The sequence below is a fragment of the Psychrobacter faecalis genome, assembly GCF_016107575.1.
GTDB lineage: Bacteria > Pseudomonadota > Gammaproteobacteria > Pseudomonadales > Moraxellaceae > Psychrobacter > Psychrobacter faecalis.
The window spans coordinates 38,820-60,354 of the sequence record NZ_JABAST010000004.1 but is presented as its reverse complement, the minus strand read 5'-3'; the positions used below and the strand labels follow the sequence as shown (position 1 = coordinate 60,354).

General features: G+C 44.6%; 15 protein-coding genes. 11 read left to right on the top strand and 4 right to left on the bottom strand.

Features of this window, described 5'->3' with window-relative positions; genetic code table 11:
* Nucleotides 1-84: 84 nt before the first annotated feature.
* Nucleotides 85-537: a YkvA family protein gene (locus JFC07_RS02390; RefSeq protein ID WP_198328040.1), complete on the bottom strand. Its 453-nt coding sequence runs from the start codon at nucleotides 535-537 to the stop codon at nucleotides 85-87.
* A 260-nt stretch (nucleotides 538-797) separates the two neighbouring features.
* Here JFC07_RS02390 and JFC07_RS02385 point away from each other — a divergent pair, with 260 nt between their 5' ends.
* Nucleotides 798-2,021 carry an LD-carboxypeptidase gene (locus JFC07_RS02385; RefSeq protein WP_198328039.1) on the top strand — a complete coding sequence of 408 codons (1,224 nt, stop codon included), beginning with the start codon at nucleotides 798-800 and terminating at the stop codon, nucleotides 2,019-2,021.
* Nucleotides 2,022-2,242: 221 nt separating this feature from the next.
* Here JFC07_RS02385 and JFC07_RS02380 read toward each other — a convergent pair whose 3' ends face one another.
* Nucleotides 2,243-3,265, bottom strand: coding sequence for a GlxA family transcriptional regulator (locus JFC07_RS02380; protein ID WP_198328038.1), 1,023 nt, complete (start codon nucleotides 3,263-3,265; stop codon nucleotides 2,243-2,245).
* Between the two features lie 201 nt (nucleotides 3,266-3,466).
* Here JFC07_RS02380 and JFC07_RS02375 point away from each other — a divergent pair, with 201 nt between their 5' ends.
* From JFC07_RS02375 to JFC07_RS02360, 4 genes are all read left to right on the top strand, one after another.
* On the top strand, nucleotides 3,467-5,272 hold the full coding sequence (locus tag JFC07_RS02375; protein ID WP_198328037.1) for an acyl-CoA dehydrogenase family protein: 1,806 nt from the start codon (nucleotides 3,467-3,469) through the stop codon (nucleotides 5,270-5,272).
* A 220-nt stretch (nucleotides 5,273-5,492) separates the two neighbouring features.
* The gene (locus tag JFC07_RS02370; RefSeq protein ID WP_198328036.1) at nucleotides 5,493-6,512 is read left to right on the top strand and encodes an NADP-dependent oxidoreductase; all 1,020 of its coding nucleotides are present in this window, start codon (nucleotides 5,493-5,495) and stop codon (nucleotides 6,510-6,512) included.
* Nucleotides 6,513-6,515: 3 nt separating this feature from the next.
* A complete protein-coding gene (locus tag JFC07_RS02365) occupies nucleotides 6,516-7,298 on the top strand; it encodes an SDR family NAD(P)-dependent oxidoreductase (protein ID WP_198328035.1) in 783 nt (260 codons plus the stop codon).
* 42 nt (nucleotides 7,299-7,340) lie between these two features.
* Nucleotides 7,341-8,105, top strand: a complete 765-nt coding sequence (locus JFC07_RS02360; RefSeq protein WP_265088591.1) for an SDR family oxidoreductase — start codon at nucleotides 7,341-7,343, stop codon at nucleotides 8,103-8,105.
* A 120-nt stretch (nucleotides 8,106-8,225) separates the two neighbouring features.
* Here JFC07_RS02360 and uvrA read toward each other — a convergent pair whose 3' ends face one another.
* Nucleotides 8,226-10,793 (bottom strand): excinuclease ABC subunit UvrA, encoded by a 2,568-nt coding sequence (gene uvrA / locus JFC07_RS02355; RefSeq protein ID WP_198328033.1) that lies wholly within the window; start codon nucleotides 10,791-10,793, stop codon nucleotides 8,226-8,228.
* Between the two features lie 330 nt (nucleotides 10,794-11,123).
* On the opposite strand from uvrA, the gene arfB reads away from it, so the two are divergent.
* Complete coding sequence (gene arfB / locus JFC07_RS02350) at nucleotides 11,124-11,537, top strand: alternative ribosome rescue aminoacyl-tRNA hydrolase ArfB (RefSeq protein WP_198328032.1); 414 nt, start codon at nucleotides 11,124-11,126, stop codon at nucleotides 11,535-11,537.
* A 117-nt stretch (nucleotides 11,538-11,654) separates the two neighbouring features.
* Here the strand turns inward: arfB and JFC07_RS02345 are convergent, their stop codons facing one another.
* Entirely contained in the window at nucleotides 11,655-12,854 is a 1,200-nt protein-coding gene (locus tag JFC07_RS02345) for a sugar transporter (protein WP_198328031.1), read from the bottom strand.
* A gap of 323 nt (nucleotides 12,855-13,177) precedes the next feature.
* Between JFC07_RS02345 and JFC07_RS02340 the strand changes: the two genes are divergently transcribed.
* The 5 genes from JFC07_RS02340 to betT all read left to right on the top strand — a co-directional run bounded on the left by JFC07_RS02340 (nucleotide 13,178) and on the right by betT (nucleotide 20,905).
* Complete coding sequence (locus JFC07_RS02340) at nucleotides 13,178-13,906, top strand: cupin domain-containing protein (protein WP_198328030.1); 729 nt, start codon at nucleotides 13,178-13,180, stop codon at nucleotides 13,904-13,906.
* A 461-nt stretch (nucleotides 13,907-14,367) separates the two neighbouring features.
* Entirely contained in the window at nucleotides 14,368-14,943 is a 576-nt protein-coding gene (locus JFC07_RS02335; RefSeq protein WP_191692074.1) for a TetR/AcrR family transcriptional regulator, read from the top strand.
* A 112-nt stretch (nucleotides 14,944-15,055) separates the two neighbouring features.
* Nucleotides 15,056-16,570, top strand: coding sequence for a betaine-aldehyde dehydrogenase (gene betB, locus JFC07_RS02330; protein ID WP_227678237.1), 1,515 nt, complete (start codon nucleotides 15,056-15,058; stop codon nucleotides 16,568-16,570).
* A gap of 258 nt (nucleotides 16,571-16,828) precedes the next feature.
* Complete coding sequence (gene betA, locus JFC07_RS02325) at nucleotides 16,829-18,529, top strand: choline dehydrogenase (RefSeq protein WP_198328029.1); 1,701 nt, start codon at nucleotides 16,829-16,831, stop codon at nucleotides 18,527-18,529.
* 330 nt (nucleotides 18,530-18,859) lie between these two features.
* Entirely contained in the window at nucleotides 18,860-20,905 is a 2,046-nt protein-coding gene (gene betT, locus JFC07_RS02320) for a choline BCCT transporter BetT (RefSeq protein WP_198328028.1), read from the top strand.
* Nucleotides 20,906-21,535: the final 630 nt, after the last annotated feature.

The following is a 21,535-nucleotide window of genomic DNA, read 5'->3' as shown; positions in this document are numbered from 1 at the left end:
TAAAAGATTTCTATTTTAGGCCTATAAAAAACACGGTCAGTGCATGCGTCATTGACCGTGTTTTTTATGAGATTGCTTACCAGATTATTTATCTGTTTTCTTTAAGCGTTTACTTTTATCCTCTAGCTGTTTATTGCCAGGCTTTGAATTTTCGTCTTTCGACGCTGTTTGCTCATTTTTCCAGTTTTTGTATTTTGCCAAATCCTTTTCTACAAGTTTTAGACAAAATCTGAGCACCAAGACGTCATCGATATGACCGATAAAGGGGATAAAGTCAGGAATGATATCGATAGGGTTGATCACGTAAAGCAGGCCAACCACGGCTGCTGAAATGGTTTTATAAGGGATATTGCGATAGTTGCCTTGGTAATAGTCTTTGACTAAGCTCATCAGCAACAGCAAATCCTTAGCATAACTCTCAAGACCTTTTTCTTTTTCGAGTTGATCCTTCAGCTTATCTTCTTTACCTAAGATGATTTTAATACTATCGATCAGACTTTTATTGTCTTTCTCTTTTGCACTTTCTTGCTCAGCCATCTTTATAATCCTTTTATATCTATCATTATTGTTTGTTGTTCAACGCGTTTTACTATAGCAAGAGTCGGGTCTGTAGCCAAATAAGACGGCAAGTAACTCTGTATCGTTTTGTTGTCTATTAAAATGCCAAATGCTCCTGACTTAAGCGTTCTATACTGCTCGAGTACTAAATAGTATCCTAACCTGCGTTATAATACGCGCTTTGTTTCAATAATGGTTGCTAGGGTAAGCAGCAATTAAACGGTAAAAAAGGTAGCATCATGACTAAGATATCATCCAAGTTAAATCGTCGCCAGTTTTTACGTCACGTTGGTATTGGTGCCGGAGCAGGGCTTCTAGCGACGCAAAATATCACTCGGGCGTTGGCTACAAATGCTATTGAGCAAGATAGCGGTACGCAGCTTACCAAGGATGATTTACCAACAGCGTTTTCAGATGAGCATTTGTCTTTTAAAGGTGAGGCACAACCAGCGCCAGCAAGATGTATCGTCCCAACGATTGAAACGCGGCTTTTTGCTAGCTCTAATGTCGGTGGTAGTGACGAACGTAATGAGTTGGCGTTAGAGCGTTTAGCCTGCGCGGGTTTTAAAGTGGATAATCCGGCAATTACCAAACGGCAGTATTTGCGCTTTGCGGGTACGGATTCGCAGCGTGCCAGTGACTTACAAAACATCGCTACGGGTGCGATAAAAGCACCTAAACTGCTACTTGGGGTACGTGGTGGCTACGGTGCAGTGCGAGTATTACCAATGGTGGATTGGTCAACGCTTGGGCGTATTATGAAGGAGCGCGGTACGATACTGGCGGGCTTTAGCGATGTGACGGCGATCCAGTGTGCGCTACTGGCAAAAGGCAGTATGAGCTCGCTTGCGGCGCCAATGCTTTATAGCGAGTTTGGCAAAACCAAACCGGATCAAGTCAGCTGTCGCCAATTCGTAGAAGCATTAACCAATTCTAATTTGACGATTAATATAGCAGATGCGTCTTTAACCAGTGTAAATTTACCCAGTATTTTGACAAACACTGAACCTAAAACGCTAACCGGCACCATTTGGGGCGGCAATCTCAGCGTAGTATCGGCACTGGCAGGGAGTGAGTACTTACCACGGATCAAAGATGGTATCGTATTTTTAGAAGACGTCGGCGAGCAAGCTTACCGTATCGAGCGCATGCTATATGATTTGTATTTGGCAAGGGTGTTTAAAGGTCAGCAAGCGATTGTATTTGGTGCGTTATCGGGTAGTGGTGAGGACAGTTATGACAAGCGTTATGATGTCGCCACCGTAATTCGTCAATTGCATAAGCTGACAGGATTGCCGATTTATAATGGCATGCACTTTGGTCATATTGGTCAGAAACACAGTTTTCCACTTGGCGCGACGTGTCAAATCAGCGCCAATAACTTCGGTGGCTATCAGTTGGCATTTAATGATTATCCAACGATTAAAGCCGATGCCATTCATGTCGAAGGCTTGTGGCAATAAAATTTAGGTCTATAGTCGAATCTAAATAAATCAGATACGTAACTATCAAGTCGCTCAATGAAAAGTTGTTTTTCTTGCGTGCTGTGCCTACGCCGACAGATGCTGCGAAAAACAACTTTTCGTCTCGCTGTATCGTTTTTATATCGAATTAATTATATAAAATTGTTGCTGTGATAAATTTGCTTCAGCAACGTATTACTTTGAAAAAATACACTATAAAGTTAAATCGCCAGTCTCGAAAATTTATCCTGATATTCTTTCGGCGTCAGTTCAGTAGCGCGTTTAAACAAGCGAGTAAATGATGAAATATCATCGTAGCCAACTTGCTCCGCTAGCGATTTAATCGTCACATCTCCTAATTCTAACAAACGCTTTGCCTGCTCAATTCTCACCGCTTGAATATACTCAATCGGGCGCATAGCAACACAAGATTGAAAGCGTCTATTTAAGGTGCGCGGGGTGATATTCACCATGTCTGCTAACTGGCTCACCTGCATAGATTGCCTAAAATTCTCTTCGATAAATTCTTGTACCTGTTTAACCAGCTGGTCTGAATGCGGTTTATGCAACGTCACATTGGTATAGCTGTTTTGATTGCCTCTTTTACTATCAATAATTTGGGTTTTCGCCACTTGGGTAGAAATTTCACGCCCGCAATAACGCTCGATTAACAATAATCCCAAGTCATAAAAGGCGCTACCGCCTGCCGCACAAAATATATTGCCCGATTGTTCTTTTGACTGGCTTTTTGATTGAGTGACAAATTGGTTTTCTTGCAAATCAACCAGTGGAAAATCTGCCTTAAACTTACTGGCATAACCCCAATGGGTGGTAGCTACTTTGCCATCGAGCAAGCCTGCTTTTGCTAAAAAGAACGCGCCGCTACAGTTACTAGCGATATCGGCTTTGGTATTTGCCAGTCGCTGCAAATGCGGAATTAGAGCGTTATTTTGGCTCAAGACTTTATCGATGGAATCGCCAATGGTTGGAATTAATAGTAAGTCGCACTCTGTGACTTCCTGAATATCGCTATGCGCTTGCATGATTAAGCGGTTGCTACATCTGATATCAACGCCGCCAAGACTGGCAATTTGTACGTTAAACCTTGGTTCTACTTCTTCATTCAAAAACCGCTGCCAACTCACTCCGGTAAAAGAAAATAAATCTAATGCGCCTGTCAAAGCGCTGCCAAGCACGCCATCGAAACCGACAATGATGACGTTAAAGGGTTTGAAGTAGGGCATGGCTACGTAATTTCCTTTCAAAATACTTATTAAAAATGACGTTTCTTGACGAGGTTTTTCTAATTTAACACATGAGTTTTGTCGTATTTGACCATAATTATGTCATAAATGACAATACGGTAAGGCGTTAAATTAGATTAATATCAATGCATCACTTGTCCATCACCGCTTATTTATCATTATCATAATAGGGAAATGACTATGGCCGCAGATACACTGATCAATGACTTTGAATTACCGTTTCAACTCTACGATGTATTAGGGGTTGAGCATTTAACCAAGCATTCGAAGTTTGCAGAACACAGCCGTGAAACTTTTGATGCGGTATTAGGCACTGCCAATAAAATCGCCACCGATTTGTTTTTACCGCACAACCACGTGGCGGATAAAAACGAGCCGCAGTTTGATGGCAAAAAAGTCAGCATGATAGACGACGTAAAGGTTGCTTTTGATGCCTTTCGCGAGTCAGGCTTTATCGCAGGTCGTTATAGTTTTGACGATGGCGGCATGCAATTACCCGAAACCGTGATGACGGCGGTAGCAGGCTATTTTATGGCAGCCAACCCATCGACCACCGCTTATCCGTTTTTAACCACGGCGGCGATTAATGTCATTTCTCATTTCGCCAGTGATGAGATTAAAAATGCCTTTATGCCGCGTATGCTAACCGGTGAATTCACTGGCACCATGGCATTAACAGAACCACATGCAGGCTCGTCGCTTGCCGATATCAAAACCACTGCCGTGAAACAAGAAGACGGATCATACCGTATCAAAGGCAGCAAGATTTATATCTCAGCAGGCGATCACGAACTGTCTGACAATATCGTGCATTTGGTATTAGCCAAAGTGCCGGGTGGACCTGCTGGCGTTAAAGGTATTTCGTTATTTGCCGTACCCAAGTATCGTTTAAACGATGATTTATCAGTCGGCGAGCGTAATGACGTCCATTTAACTGGACTTATTCATAAACTTGGCTATCGCGGCGCAACTTCTACGGCGTTAAGTTTTGGCGATGCAGGCGATTGTCACGGCTATCTTATCGGTGAAGAGCATTTTGGCCTGCGCTATATGTTCAAAATGATGAACGAAGCGCGTATCGCAGTTGGCTTTGGTGCGGCGATGATTGGCTATCGCGGTTATCAATATTCGCTCGATTATGCTAAAGACAGAACGCAGGGCAGAATTGCGCCTAATAATAAGCCTGAAGATGCGGCGACGGCAATCATTCAGCATGGTGACGTTAAGCGCATGCTGCTGGCGCAAAAAGCCTATTCCGAAGGTGGGATATCCTTGTGCTTATATGGCTCAAACCTAATCGACCGTATCAATACGTGTGAAGACGCTACGCTAAAAAATGAGCTCTCAGAATTGCTAGATTTGCTCACGCCAGTTCTCAAAGCATGGCCGTCTGAATATGGTCCAAAAGCCAATGATCTAGGCATCCAAGTATTGGGCGGCGCAGGCTATACACGTGAGTATCAAGCCGAGCAGTTTTGGCGTGATAACCGTCTTAATCCCATTCATGAAGGCACAAATGGCGTACAGGCACTAGATTTGTCATTCCGTAAGTTATGGCAAAACAAAGGTCTTGGTATTCAAATTTTAAAACGTGAAATTACTCAAGACTTAGAAAGTATCAGTACACCCGAGACTGCCAAACTTGCCGGTAAATTGATGCCTTATATGGGTCATTTGCATGAAGTATTGGTGCATTTAAGTAAAATCCTGCAAACGGAAAAAGCACTAACGCTGACGGGTAATGCGCAGGCCTTGATGAATATCTTTGCCTCTATCGTGGTCAGTTGGATTTGGATTCGCCAAGCGAGTAAAGCGGAACAACTATTAAATGATACGGCCGACGTTGATAAGCAAAACTTCTATCATGGCAAAATCCAAGCGGCAAAATACTTTATCGACTGGGAATTGCCGTTAATCAATCGCGATATTGAGCTGCTAAATAATGACAATGCGGTCTGTACCAATATGCAAGCAGAATGGTTTTAAGAGACTGTTTGGTAAGTTTTCACCATAACAATATCTATTAATAGGATGCTAAAAGTGATGCTGGGATAAATTTTTCGAAGCCTCTGGAGTGCAAAGCGCACAGCAAGCGAGAAAGAATTATACCAGCATAACGCTCCTTACTATCTTTATCTTATTTTAAACAAACGATTTTCGAGCAAACGATACCAATAACTTTTATACAATTTTAAAGGAATAAATAATGACAGCTGATAACAAACAGATTAATAAACAATGGCGCTTAAAAGCAAGACCAGTTGGCGCACCGAGTGCCGAGACTTGGGATTACAGTGAGTCAAAACTGCCGACTATCGCAGATGGTGAGCTGCTGATAAAAATTGAATATATTTCGATGGATCCTGCAATGCGTGGTTGGCTAAACGATGCAAAATCTTATATACCGCCCGTACAGATTGGCGAGGTAATGCGTGCAGGAACGGTAGGTAAAGTCATCGAAAGTAAACATGAGAAGTTTGCCGTTGGTGATTATGTCGTAGGACATAATGGCGTGCAGTCCTACGCAGTCAGCGATGGCACAGGGCTACATAAAGTCGATCCAAACCTTGCGCCATTGTCTTATTACTTAGGCGTACTCGGTATGCCGGGTATGACGGGCTATTTTGGCTTATTAAAAACCGGCGCACCAAAAGCTGGCGAGACTGTGGTTATTTCTGGCGCTGCGGGCGCGGTTGGTAGCTTAGTTGGGCAAATTGCCAAACTCAAAGGTTGCCGCGTCGTCGGTATCGCAGGCGGTCCTGATAAATGTAAATTTGTAGTCGATGAGCTGGGTTTTGATGCGGCAATCGACTATAAAAACGAAAATGTGAAAAAAGGCTTAAAGCAGGCCTGTCCAAACGGCGTCGATGTCTTTTTTGACAACGTCGGCGGCGATATTTTAAATGACGTGCTGACGCAAATTAATCTGCATGCGCGTATCGTGATTTGCGGTGCGATTAGCCAATATAACACCACCACAGAAGTCAAAGGGCCATCAAATTATTTGTCGCTGTTGGTCAATCGTGCGCGTATGGAAGGCATCGTCGTCTTTGATAATATTAAAGAGTATCCGACGGCGATGAAAGATATTGCTGGCTGGATTGGGTCAGGCGACATTAAAGTAAAAGACCATATCGTCAAAGGTATCGAGACGTTCCCAGATACTTTGATGATGCTATTTAAAGGTGAAAACTTCGGCAAACTGGTACTTAAGGTAGAGGGATAAATCATGACATTGAATACAAATGGAATTGCATCAGACGTCACTGGTAAACGTATTTTAATCACCGGTGGCGCGTCTGGCATCGGTGCGGCAAGTGCGCTACTGCTCGCCAGTCGCGGCGCGAGAGTCGTCATTGGGGATTTGGCCGAAGAGATGGGTGCAGGTGTTGCCAAGCAAGGGCAAGATGCGGGCAATAGCATCGTCTTTAAAAAAGTCGATGTGACGAGTGGCGATGAAGTGCGCGCTCTCTTTGCCTTTGCCATGGAAACATTGGGCGGCCTTGATGTGGTGATAAATAATGCCGGTATTGACCATAAACCGGCGCCGATGCATGAGCTAAGTGACGAGGACTTTGATCGTAATATTGCCGTAAATTTAAAAGGCGTCTGGCATTGTATGCGCGCTGCTGTTGCTTGTATGGCGACCAATGGCGGCGGTCATGTGATTAATGTCGCCTCCATTGCTGGTTTGCGCTCTGCGCCATTATTGTCAGCGTATAGCGCCGCAAAACATGGAGTCATGGGACTGACCAAATCCGCTGCTCATGAATACGCCCGCGTCAATATTCGTTTTAACGCCGTTTGTCCAAGCTTTATTGACACCCCTATGGTGCAAAACACCATGGCAAAAATGGACGAGCGCGCCCAGCAAGCGACCATCAAAGCCAGCCCAATGCGCCGATTGGGAGATGTCGATGAAGTATCTGGCGCCATTGCGTGGCTGGCGAGCGATGAAAGTAGCTTTATGAATGGTCATGCCTTTACCCTTGATGGCGGCATGTTGGCTTAACATCAAAAGTATTTATTAAAATATTCAAAAATATAAGGAATAATGATGAAAGACTTATTTGATTTAACAGGTAAGATTGCTTTGGTTACGGGTGCGAGCCGCGGTATTGGCGAATCTATTGCCCGCTTATTGGCGTCAAGAGGCGCGCATGTGATTGTCTCTAGCCGTAAGATTGATGCTTGCCAAGCGGTCGCGGATAGCATCATCGCTGATGGTCATAAAGCCAGCGCCTTTGCTTGTCATGTGGGCGATATGGATCAGATTGAGGCAATTTTTGAGCATATCAAAAGCGAATTTGGTCAAATTGATATCTTGGTCAATAACGCCGCGGCAAACCCTTATTATGGGCATATCTTAGATACGGATCTAGCGGCTTTTGATAAGACCGTTGAAGTCAATATTCGCGGTTATTTCTTTATGTCGACGGCTGCCGGTAAGATGATGCGCGAGCAGGGCGGCGGTGTTATTTTAAATACGGCATCGGTCAATGGCTTGGTCGCCGGTGATAAGCAAGGTATCTACTCAATCACTAAAGCTGCGGTGATTAGCATGACCAAAGCCTTTGCCAAAGAATGTGGTCCATTAAACATTCGCGTTAATGCGTTATTGCCGGGTCTGACCGATACCAAGTTTGCCTCGGCGTTAACGACCAATGATAAAGTCTTAAAGATGGCGCTACATGCGATTCCTTTAGGTCGCGTCGCTAATCCTGATGAGATGGCGGGCACGGTATTGTATCTTGTGTCTGACGCCTCAAGCTATACGACGGGCGCAACCGTGGTTGTCGATGGTGGTATGCTTGCTTAGCAATGCATGTTTAAAAAACCGATGTTTAAAAATAGGAAGCCGCATGACTTTAATAGTGATGCGGTTTTTCTTATTGCATATTTCCGTTTTTTAGTTAGTGTACTGTCTTTTATATCAATACTAAGTCAATAAAAAAGGTGCAGTGCGACTGTCTTTGGATTTCGCTACCTCTTTAGGTGTGCCTTCTGCGACAATAAGCCCACCTTCATCGCCAGCACCCGGGCCCATATCGATAATCCAATCGCTGTTGCTAGCGACTTGCATATCGTGCTCAATCATAATCACCGTATTACCAGTTGCGACCAGCCCATTTAACTGTGCCATCAGCAGCGCGACATCAGAAGGGTGTAAGCCAGTCGTTGGTTCATCGAGCACATACAGCGTATCGCCGCGCTGGGTACGCTGCAGTTCGGTAGCAAGTTTGATACGCTGTGCTTCGCCACCAGACAACTCGGTCGCTGGTTGCCCAAGCCGTAGATAGCCAAGCCCAACTTTTAGCAAGGCATCTAAGGCGCGCATAATTGGGGCATCATCAATGAAAAATTCAGCAGCGGCTTCAACTGTTAAATCAAGCACTTCGGCGATATTTTTACCTTGATAAGTAATTTCTAAGGTTTCGTCATTGTAGCGCTGACCATGGCACACTTGGCAAGGCGAGTAAACACTCGGCAGAAATAGCAGCTCAACGCTGACAAAACCGACGCCTTCGCAATTTGGGCAACGTCCTTTTTTAACGTTAAATGAGAAACGTCCGGCATCATAATGCCTTGCTTTTGCTTCTTTGGTGGCGGCAAATAATTTGCGCACATGGTCAAACAGTCCGGTATAAGTCGCCAGATTTGAGCGCGGTGTGCGCCCGATGGCTTTTTGGTCGACAGTGACTAAGCGTTTGATATGCTCCATCCCACTGACTATCTCTCCGCCTATTGGTGTTTCTTGTTCTTGCTCCAGTAAAGCCGCTTCATCGGTGGGTGCTTCAATCACGGTTTTTTGCCCTAGCGCATTGTAGACCAGTTCAACCAACGCTTGACTAACCAAACTCGATTTGCCCGAACCTGAAACACCCGTCACTGTGGTTAATACCGCTAAAGGAAATGCCACATCTAGCCCTTGTAAATTATTACGCTCGATATTAGCAAGTTTTAGCCAATGATTAGGTCGTCTTGGTTGCTCAGTTTTTAACTTTTGAGTTGCTGTGTCTTTACTAAAAAGATATTGCACTGTATAAGAATCAGATACATCTCGCAATCCTTCGACAGGGCCGCTATACATGATTTCACCGCCATGACTGCCCGCTTTTGGTCCAACATCGACTATCCAGTCGGCGTGGCGAATGACGCTGACATCATGCTCGACAATGAATAATGAATTACCCGCCGCTACCAGTTCATCTAGAGCGCCTAATAGCGCCTGAGTATCGGCAGGATGCAGGCCAGCGGACGGTTCATCGAGCACATAAACCACGCCAAATAGTTTAGAGCGAATTTGGGTGCCAAGTCTTAGGCGCTGTAGCTCGCCAGGTGATAAGGTAGGTGTGGTGCGTTCAAGTGATAAATAACCTAGCCCAAGTCTGGTTAACGCTTCTACACGCGATAAAATATCGCTAACAATACGCTTGGCGACGATGGCTTTTTCACGATCGGGCATATCATCGCTGAGTTTTTTATTGGCAGCGTCGTGAAGTTTAAGCGCCAGTTCAGTTAAGGCTAATTGTGATAACTCGCCAATATCAAGCCCTGCAAATTTAACCGACAGCGATTCTTGTTTTAACTTTTTGCCATGGCAGCTTGGACATTCTGAAATTTGCATAAACTGCGCCACGCGTTTTTTGGTACGTGGACTTTGGGTCGTAGCAAAAGAATGTAAGACGAAATTTTTTGCGCTGGCATAGGTGCCTTTATAATTGGGTTTTTCGCCTTTTTTAATCGCCTCGCGTACTTGCTCGAGATTGTACTCTGGGTAAACTGGCACTTCTGGGGTTTCATCGGTAAATAAAATCCAATCGCGCGTTTCCTTGGATAACGTGTTCCAAGGTTTGTCGATATCGTAGCCAAGTGTCGTCAATATCCGGCTCAGATTTTGCCCTTGCCATGCCGGTGGCCAAGCGGCAATGGCGCGTTCTCGAATGGTTTTTGTCTTGTCAGGCACGAGCAAATCTTCTGTGACCTCAAACACGCGACCAATACCTGAGCAAGTAGGGCAAGCACCTTCTGGCGTATTTGGCGAAAAAGCATCAGCATACAGCATATCTTGCCCAGCAGGGTATTCGCCCGCTCGCGAGTACAACATACGCAGACCATTTGAAATCGTCGTCACGCTACCAACTGATGAACGTACCGACGGCGTACCGCGCTGCTGTTGCAGGGCGACGGCGGGCGGCAAGCCTTCTATCGAATCGACATCAGGCTCGCCAACTTGGTCAATCAAGCGCCGTGCATAAGGCGATACCGAATCAAGGTAGCGGCGTTGCGACTCAGCAAACAGAGTGCCAAATGCCAGCGACGATTTACCTGAGCCTGATATGCCAGTAAAAACAACCAGTGCATTACGCGGTAAATCCACATCGACATTTTTGAGGTTATGCACTCGTGCGCCCCTGACCTGAATGCTTTCATCAGCGGCAAGGTTGTGATTTTTGAGAGAAGTGTTAGATTTTTTATGATTAGATTTCTTACTATTGGTTGTCATACAACGCTTATTCCTTTGACTAAAATCAGCTCGTCAACGCTTTGGTTTAACAATACCGTGTCTGTTTAATACGGTGTTCTTTTAATATCGTGTCTGCTTAACGTCATCCTATCACCTTAAAATAAAATCACTGCGCAGGCTTACGCTTTATAGACAGAGGATAGACACAGCAACGTCAAACGATAACATTTATAAGGTTTACCCGACAAATTGCGGATTATAGAGGTTAAAAAATATGACGTTTTGACCGCTATTAAGCGGGCAAGTAGCGTGTTAACTGCGAATGCTTTATCATTAACCTTATCTATTAATCATTTATAAAAGTGTTTTATGATTTTTATCAGCAATAATATCAGTCTGAATGACAGCGAAGTGGACATTAGCGCCATACGCGCGCAAGGGGCAGGCGGGCAAAACGTCAATAAAGTGTCCTCTGCGATTCATCTGCGTTTTGATATTCATGCTTCAAGCTTGAGCGATGTCATTAAGCAGCGCTTATTGGACAGTAAAGACAGCCGAATCACCAAAGAAGGCGTACTTATTATTAAAGCGCAGCAGTTTCGTACCCAAGAACGCAATCGAATTGATGCGCTTGAGCGGCTGCAAAGCTTTATTATTCAAGCCACTCATGTCAATAAAACTCGCAGGCCGACCAAACCTAGTAGAAATGCCAAACGTAAACGCGTTGATGAAAAAACCCAGCGCGGCAAAACAAAAGCCTTGCGCGGTAAAGTGGATTATTAAATAAACGGCTTACTCGGTATTTTTAATAAAGCAAACAGCAAAATGCCAGCCCATTTAAGTGGCTGGCATTTTTTATGCTTATTTACTATCAAGTTTTTAGCTATCCAAGCCTTCTAATTAACCAAGTCTTCTGCTTAATTCGGGAAAGCGCTTTATCATAAATAACATCAGTAGCAGCGACACACCAGCGATAGCGGCGCCGACATAGCCCACGCTTGATATGGAAATATGCGTCACTGCATAACCACCGAATAGCGCACCTGCACCAATCCCTAAGTTAATAATCCCTGAGAACATCGACATCAGCATGTCTTGCGCCGTGACATCAACCATGATGACTTTGGCTTGCATAGAGATAATCAGCAGCATCAGCGCCGCGCCCCACAGTAACGCAATGAAACTCAGCGCCCAGATAGAAGTCACGGCAAATAATAATACCAGCATAGATATCAGCATTAATATGATCGATATCAGCATCAGTCTGGTATTAAAGCGATCACCCCAACGGCTAAAAATCACACTGCCTGCAATCCCAGCGATGCCAAACAGGAGCAGTATAAAAGTAGCTGAATTTTCACTAATAGCACCAACCTGCCGCATAAAAGGTTCGATATAAGAGTAAGCCGTATAGTGCGCGGTAAAGACTAATAAAATCAGCAAATACAAACAGACCAATAACGGATTCTTGAGCAATTCTGGAATTTTTCTAAACGAGCCTTCAAACATACTGGGTAGTGTTGGCAATAGCCTTGCTTGCAAGAGAAAGACGATAAAAGCAATCACCCCAATACCGCCAAAGGTCGCTCGCCAGCCAAACCATTGACCGACTAAGCGTCCTAGAGGCACGCCAAGCACCATCGCCAATGAAGTACCGGTTGCAAGCACGCTAAGCGCCAGTGCTTTTTTACCTTCCGGTGCTACGCGTATCGCAATCGCGGCGGTGATGGACCAAAATATCGCGTGTGATAGCGCAATACCCACGCGGCTAATCAGCAATACATCAAAGCTCCACGCAAATACGGATAAGACGTGGCTGGCAATAAACACCACAAACAAGCCCAAAAGTAAGCTTTTACGCTCAAAACGGCTGGTGAGCAGCATCAATGGCAATGACATCGCCGCGACAATCCACGCATATAGCGTCAACATCCAGCCAGTCTCAGCCGTGGTAATAGAAAAATCATGGGCGATGTCGCTTAATAGGGCAACGGGGACAAATTCGGTGGTATTCATAATAAAGGCGCTAACGCCCATTAAAAATACTTGGAAATACTGAGTGCGGCGAGCATTTGCGCTCACCTCAAGGTTATGTTTCATATGATCCAATACAAATAAAGAAGGCGCTAATAGTGCAAATTAGCTGAAAAATAATTCATGAGTTTAAGAATAACGGCGGCATGGGTCGTAATGATGAAAAAGAGGAGGGCAAGATAGCAAGTCAGAGGCAGCAGTTAAAGTAATTTTTTGATAATTAGCAAGAATCTTGGCAGGATTGTTCAGGTTAAGCGTTTATCCGCTACAAACTTACTTTGAGCCGCGTAAATACGATTTTTTAATAATAAGAACAGGGTCTTGTTTGTCAGCCGCTGTAAATCAGAGGATAATCTACAGCATTAAATCTAAACTCGAGAAACTATTTTATGCTGATTAATGCAGATTTTACTCGCCGTGCAGCATTGGCACCCGAACACTATCAATGGGTGCCATCACCGCAAAACGGCGTCGAGCGTGTCATGCTCGACCGCGTCGGCGCAGAAAAAGCCCGTGCCACCAGTATCGTCCGCTATGCGCCTGAGTCCTATTTTCCACATCATATGCATCCAGGCGGCGAAGAGATTTTGGTTTTATCGGGAACTTTTTCGGCAGATAATATCGATTATCCAGCAGGTTGGTACTTACGCAATCCACCAAATTCTGGCCATCAGCCGTATAGTAAAGAGGGCGCAGTTATTTTTGTCAAACTTTGGCAAATGCCAGCCACTGAGACACGTTATGTTGCTATCGATACTAACGATTGGGCAAACTGGCAAATACAGGACAATCGTGAGGTCTGTCAGTTATTCTCAGATGACAGCGAACAGGTCAGCTTACAGCGTTTAAAGGCCAATGAAGCCCTATTTACCGACACAGTATTTATAAACGCAATATTTACCGACACAATCAAAGGCGGCGCTGAGATACTGGTGCTAGATGGTGAGCTGATAGATGCTGAACTAGCAGATAATGCTAAAACCTATACTCGCGGTGGTTGGCTACGTTTGCCAGTGGATGCACTACCGCAAATAAAAGCAGGCGTGCACGGTGCTACGGTTTATCTCAAAACTGGTCACCTGTCTAAAGTCATTGGCGCTAAAGTAGAAGAAAAATAGTACGCAAACGTAGCTTTAGCAATTATTAATAGTGACTTTAATGGTTTACAGGCTACTGCTTCACTATAAAAAAGGCGTCAGAACTATTTTTCTGAAAAATAGATTTGACGCCATTTACATATAATTAGCTATAAAATATAGAAAGTTATTAAAATAATGTTCTGTAACTCCTCAGTACATACTCGCCCTTCACATTGCTGCTTTATTTCTATAAAATACCAACCGTACGGTTTCTTTAAAAGAAACTATTTTTTCTTCTATATTAATAAAACATACCCCACTCTCAACTTATTTTTCTAAGGTATTGGTTTACTTATTTTTTAAAATTTCAGTTAAAACAATTAGAATTTTAAATTCTATAAAAATCAAAAGCCTACGATAAGTTGAGATTGACGTAAAACATATTCTTTTAAAGCCCAAATTATTTTTAGTTAAACTGACGCGCTAATATCGAGATAAAAATGGAAACTCAAAACGCTCATAAACGTAAAAAACAGCCAGAGCTTATACGGCGGGCGCTGCTTGATGAAGCAGCGCGCATCACTTTGGAGCAGGGCTTGTCTAAAGTGACCTTCCAATCGGTAGCCGATGCCGTCGGCGTGACCAAAGGCGGGGTGATGCATCATTTTGCCACCAAGGACGCGCTCATCTTAGAGGTGTTTTATGACGCGATGGCTAAGTTTGAGGCGGAAGTCAATCAAGCGATGGCAAAAGATCCGGTCAGCTACGGCTCGTTTACCCGCGCTTATATCGATGCCACCATCAGTTTGGGCGAAAAAGGTCAAGCCGAGTTTAATAGCCAAGCCACGCTATATGTCTTGATGCTAGGAGATAGGATGCTGCGCGAACGCTGGGCTGAATGGTCAAACGAGCAGCTAAAAAAACACGCTGCCACGGACAATACCGAAACGCTATGTATGGTGCGTCTGGTTGCTGATGGAATTTGGCTCTCTGACTTTTCGGGTATAGATATTTCGGACAAAGCCTCAATACGTACACGCTTGATAACTATGACGCAGCGTGACTTTGACGCTTAAAAATGCATACAAACTACTTTTATTTTTCACCTTTAATCCATGACGACATTGTTTTTAAGACTTTATAAAAAAGCTTTTTTATAAAGCGAACCCGTCGCCCTAAGGAAAACTTATGACAGCTACTCAGACAATCATAAATAACTTAACAGATATTATCGACTTAACACAAACACAGACCGCTTATATCAATGGTCGCTATTTGGCGGTCGATGATTCTTTATCAACTTTCGAAGATATCAACCCAGCGACAGGTGAAGTGTTAGCTATCATTCAACAAACGACGACTGAGCAAATCGATGAGGCGGTAAAAGCCGCGCAACAAGGTCAAAAAGTGTGGGCAGCGATGACCGCGGTTGAGCGTGGCCGGATTTTATTAAACGCAGTTGCGATCTTGCGCGAGCGTAATGATGTATTAGCATTGCTCGAAACCAAAGACACGGGTAAAGCGCTTTCTGAGACCAAGTATGTCGATATCGTCACTGGTGCTGATGTCGTTGAGTATTATGCGGGTCTTGCACCAATGTTAGAGGGTCGTCAGATTCCACTACGTGATAGCAGTTTTGTTTATACCCGCCGCGAGCCACTCGGCGTGGTAGCAGGTATCGGTGCGTGGAATTATCCGATTCAAATTGCGATGTGGAAAGCAGCGCCAGCATTGGCTGCTGGTAATGCGATGATTTTTAAACCCTCAGAAGTCACACCGTTAACGGCACTAAAACTGGCAGAAATCTTCACCGAAGCAGGCTTACCAGACGGCGTCTTTAACGTCGTGCAAGGGGATTATAAAGTTGGCGAAGCATTAACCCAGCATCCTGATATCGCCAAGGTCTCATTCACAGGCGGCGTGCCAACAGGTAAAAAAGTCATGGCAAGCGCCGCATCATCGTCGCTTAAAGACGTAACCTTGGAGCTTGGTGGTAAATCACCATTGATCATTTTCGACGATGCCGATATCGATACCGCTGCTGATATTGCCATGATGGCGAACTTTTACAGTACAGGTCAGGTCTGTACCAATGGCACGCGCGTCTTTATCCCAAAAGCGCTACAATCCAAGTTTGAAGAGGCAATCTTGACGCGTGTTAAGCGTATCAAGCTCGGCAATCCGCTGGACGAGAGCATCAATATGGGGCCATTGGTTAGCTTCCCGCATATGGAGCGAGTGCTTGGTTATATCGAGCAAGGTAAAGCGGGCGGTGCGCGTTTATTGGTGGGCGGCGAACGTATCACGGCAGGCGAGCTTGCCAATGGGGCATTCGTTGCACCGACCGTGTTTAGCGATTGCAGCGATGATATGACCATCGTACGTGAGGAAATATTTGGTCCAGTCATGTCGATATTGACCTACGAGCTTGAGGAAGAAGTGATTCGCCGTGCCAATGATACCGAGTACGGTTTGGCAGCAGGAGTGGTAACTGCTGATTTGACCCGCGCGCATCGCGTTATTGGGCAGATAGAGGCGGGTATCTGCTGGCTAAATACGTGGGGCGAGTCGCCTGCGCAAATGCCAGTAGGCGGTTATAAGCATTCTGGTATTGGCCGCGAAAACGGCATCGAAGCCCTTGAGCACTATACGCAGACCAAATCTATCCAAGTAGAGCTTGGCAAGTTTGAATCGGTATTTTAAGCAATTGTACGGTAAGAATTTTGGTGGTGTGTCAAAAAGTATGCTGATTAAAACTTGAACAATTTTTGAAGCCTTGAAAGCCCTATAGAAACAGAGAACTTAGCATAGATTTCTTATTGACTTCTATCGCCAGCATACTTTTTAGAACACCACCAGAATTTTTAAACAGTAAGGTTAAGGCGAGAGGAATAATTTTTCCTTTTCGCGCCGCCTTACTGCTATGAAATGATGGATATTTTTAATTTTATGGAGCGTTTTATGATATCAACCACACCTGAATATGACTACATCATCGTCGGCGCAGGCTCAGCAGGCAACGTGCTAGCCACCCGCTTGACCGAAGATGCCAACATTAAGGTGTTGCTGTTAGAGGCGGGTCGTCCAGACCATCGCTTAGACTTTCGCACCCAGATGCCAGCGGCGCTCGCCATGCCGCTACAAGGCACCACGTATAACTGGGGCTACAAAACAGATCCCGAACCCTATATGAATAACCGCGTCATGGACTGTGGCCGCGGTAAAGGGCTGGGCGGCTCGTCACTCATCAATGGGATGTGCTATATCCGTGGTAACGCGCTAGATTTTGATGATTGGGCGAAAATTAAAGGCTTAGAGGACTGGACGTATCTCGACTGCTTACCCTATTTTAAAAAGTCAGAAAACTGCGATGCAGGCGAAAATGACTATCATGGCGTCGGTGGTCCGGTTGAAATGACTACCTCAAAACCTGGCGTCAATCCAATATTTGAAGCGATGATTGAAGCGGGCGTGCAAGCTGGCTATCCGCGTACAGAGGATTTAAACGGCTATCAGCAAGAGGGCTTTGGGCCGATGGATCGCTTCGTCACGCCAAATGGTCGCCGCGCATCCACCGCGCGTGGGTATCTTGACCGTGCCAAACCGCGCAGTAACATCACTATTTTAACGGGTGCATTGACCGATGTGATTCTCTTTGATGGTAAGCGTGCTGTCGGTGTTAAAGTTGAGCATCAAGGTCAAATCAAAAAATTCTATGCGTCTCGCGAAGTGATTGTTTCATCGGGTGCGATTGCCTCGCCGCAACTGTTGCAGCGCTCTGGCATTGGCCCTGGTCAATGGCTTAAAGATTTGGGTATTAACGAGATTTTAGAGCTGCCGGGCGTTGGTAATAATCTACAAGACCATTTAGAACTGTATATGCAGTATGAATGTAAGCTACCGGTCTCAATTGCGCCTGCCAATAAATGGTGGAATAAGCCAGCGATTGGTGCGGAATGGTTGTTTAATGGCACCGGACTTGGGGCGTCAAATCAGTTTGAGGGCGGCGGTTTTATCCGTACCGATGAGAAGTTTACCCATCCTAATATTCAGTATCATTTCTTGCCGTTGGCCGTGCGTTATGACGGCCGCAGCGCGGTGAAAGCGCATAGCTTCCAAGCGCATGTGGGTTCATTGCGCTCGCCAAGTCGTGGGCGTGTCAAGCTAACTTCAAAAGATCCAAGCGCGCATCCAAGCATTTTATTTAACTATATGTCGCATGAGCAGGACTGGCAAGAGTTTCGCGCGGCGATGCGTATCACTCGTGAGATTATGCATCAACCAGCGCTTGACCCTTATCGTGGTCGAGCTATTGCGCCGACCGATGATTTGGTGACCGATGCGCAGCTAGACGAGTATGTCCGTAACCATAGTGAGACGGCTTATCATCCCTCATGTACTTGTGCGATGGGCGAAGGTAATTATTCGGTGGTTAATGGCGAAGGGCTGGTACACGGTATCGATGGCTTGCGCGTGGTCGATGCGTCGATTATGCCAAATATCATCAGTGGTAATTTGAACGCAACCACCATTATGCTCGCTGAAAAAATCGTTGATAAGATGAAAGGCAAGCAATTACCACGTTCAACAGCAGATTATTACGTTGCCAATGGCGCACCGCTCAGAGCCGAACCGCTGCGCGTTTATAACTCTGTCGTTTAAACGCCTTTTTAAATGAATGCCTAAACGAGTATTTAGGCAACTGCGTGAACTAATAAACAATAAGTAATATAAGTCCATTTCTATCAAAAGGCCTTTCGTAGTAAAGGTCTTTTTTATCAGCGCTTATGTTTATAGAGATGAAAACCATTGAGGTTAAATTTACTTAGCATTCGCGTCGCTGTTTTTCTAATCGTTTATCTTTCAGTTTTTATTAATTGGTACTGCTTTGTGCGTCATGCGGTTATTTATACCTTATGAGTTTAAGATTCATAAGACTATGACGGACAAAGCAATATCAGACCCTGTTTCATTTACCTATTGAGGTCTTTTATGTACAGCTCGCCATCAGAAGATGCGACGAAACCCCTGACTCTAAATAAGACGGTTTTTTTAGGTTCAGCTATTATTTCTATTTTATTGATTATCTGGACGATTGCCTTGCCAGATTATAGTGAGGCATTATTAAGCGCCAGTATGGCATGGGTATCAGAGAGTTTTGGCTGGTATTATATGCTGGTGGTTGCCGCTTATAGTATTTTCGCTTTGTTTGTTGGTTTTTCCAAATACGGCGATATCAAGCTGGGACAAGATCACGAAAAAGCTCAGTTTCCTTTTTTAGCATGGGCGGCGATGCTATTCTCCGCCGGTATCGGGATTGATTTATTATTCTTTGGTGCCTCTGAGCCGTTGATGCATTATCTCACGCCGCATACGGGCTTAGAGCCTGCCAGTGCTGAAGCGATGCGTGAAGCGCTGTCGCAAACCTTTTTACACTGGGGTCTTCATGGTTGGGGTATTTATGCGCTCATTGGTATGGCATTGGCGTACTTTGCGTATCGTAAAAACATGCCACTCGCGCTACGTTCACCGCTGACACCGATATTTGGTGAGCGCTTAATCAGAGGCTGGCTTGGTGATGGTATTGATACCTTTGGCGTCGTCTGTACCTTGATGGGTATCGCCACCAGCTTAGGTATTGGGGTATTGCAGGCCAACGCAGGCTTGACACATGTTTTCGGTATCGAATCGAGCAAAATGGTGCAGAGCCTGATTATCTTAGGCGTGGTTGTTGCTGCCGCTATTTCTGCTATGACCGGTGTTGAAAAAGGCGTACGCCGTTTATCCGAATTTAATATGTTGTCATCGATATTGCTACTATTGGCCATATTGGTGCTAGGTAATACCGTTTATTTGCTCAATACCTTTACCCAAAATATTGGTCAATATTTCCAGACTATTGTTTTTAAAACCTTTGATGTCTATGCTTATGATGGCAGCGCTGGCGCTGATTGGAAGTCAGGTTGGACGATATTTTTCTGGGCATGGTGGGTCGCTTGGGCGCCCTTTGTCGGTTTGTTTATCGCGCGTATTAGCCGCGGTCGCACTTTGCGTGAGTTTGTCTTTGGCGTGATGTTTATCCCGCTTGGTTTTATTTTTGCGTGGTTCTCCATCTTTGGTAATTCAGCGATAGATTTGGTCGCCAATGGCGCAACTGAGCTCGGTGAAATCGCCGTCAATGACGCCGCGATGGGTATGTTTGCCTTGTTTGAATACTTCCCCTATAGCGATGTTTTTTCATTGGCAGGCGTATTTATTGGCCTGATATTTTTTGTGACGTCTGCTGACTCAGGCGCTTTAGTGCTTGCAAATCTAAGCTCAAAAGGCATGACCAATGATACCGACGCGCCTGTTTGGTTACGTCTGTTTTGGGCAGCAGCCACAGGTTTGATTACTTTAGGTTTATTGTTTGCGGGTGGTTTTACTTCGCTACAATCGGTTTCCGTCATTGCTGGTCTGCCGTTCTCGCTTATTTTGCTGCTTTACATGATGGCTATGTGGAAATCACTAAAAGAAGAGGGCAACAAGCGCAAAGCCAGTACGGTTGGCACGGCAAACGTGCTCGATAGCGGTAAAGGCTGGAAAGCGCGCTTGCAGCGTATCGTCAGCTTCCCAAGTCACAAGCAAGTCGAACGCTTTTTACAGACGGTCGTTAAGCCTGCCATGATTGAGGTAGAAAACGAGCTAAAAGCAGGCGGTCTTAAAACCTCACTGGATATCCGAAATTTGGCCAGCATTGGTAAAAATATCGATGCTGCAACGGACGAAGACGACGGTCAGATAGATGGGGTAAAACTGCGCGTCGGGCATGGTGATGAAGATGACTTTATTTATGAAGTCAATCTCATCAAAGCTGAGCGACCAAACTTTACCCTCAATACTTCCAGTAAGCAGGCCGAGTTTTATTACCGTGCTGAGGTGTTTTTAAGTGATGGCTCGCAAGAGTATGACTTGGTTGGCTATACCAAAGAGCAAGTGCTGGTCGATATCTTGCATCAGTACGAATGTCATATGCAGTATCTGCATTTAGAACGTTAATTCATTTATTAAATCATTCATCAAACGCCAGTATATGGCTTGCTAGATGTTAGAGATGTGATTAATCATCTGGCAAAAGATAACCCCATAAGTTGCATACAGCTTATGGGGTTTTTTATATAAATTAGCTCAACACATATTGCGTTTAATGATAAATTTAGTAATAAGTGATTGGGCGACAGCGGTTGTCGCACAGCTTTTTTAGCCGCTTTATTTTCATCAGTTTTTATATTATAGTTATTGAGTCAGGCAAAAATAACAGGACAAACCGTTAACCCTCGGGGCGCAACGCTTCACTTTTTAACTGAGTTGTCTTTAGCAAACATTTTGAATAATGTTATTTTCGTTTAATCCTAAACAATCACGCCTGCACAAATCCAAACCTAAACCCCCAAAAAAATATTGGGTGGTGTTCTAAAAAGTATGCTGGCGATAGAAGTCAATAAGAAATCTATGCTAAGTTCTCTGATTCTATAGGGCTTTCAAGGCTTCAAAAATTGTTTAATTTTTAACCAGCATACTTTCTGATACACCACCAAATATTGATTAATAAGCAAAATAACTGAACAGAAAAACGCCTGTTAATGTTAGTTTTTTAAAATTTATAACGCTAAAAAATAGCGCGACGAT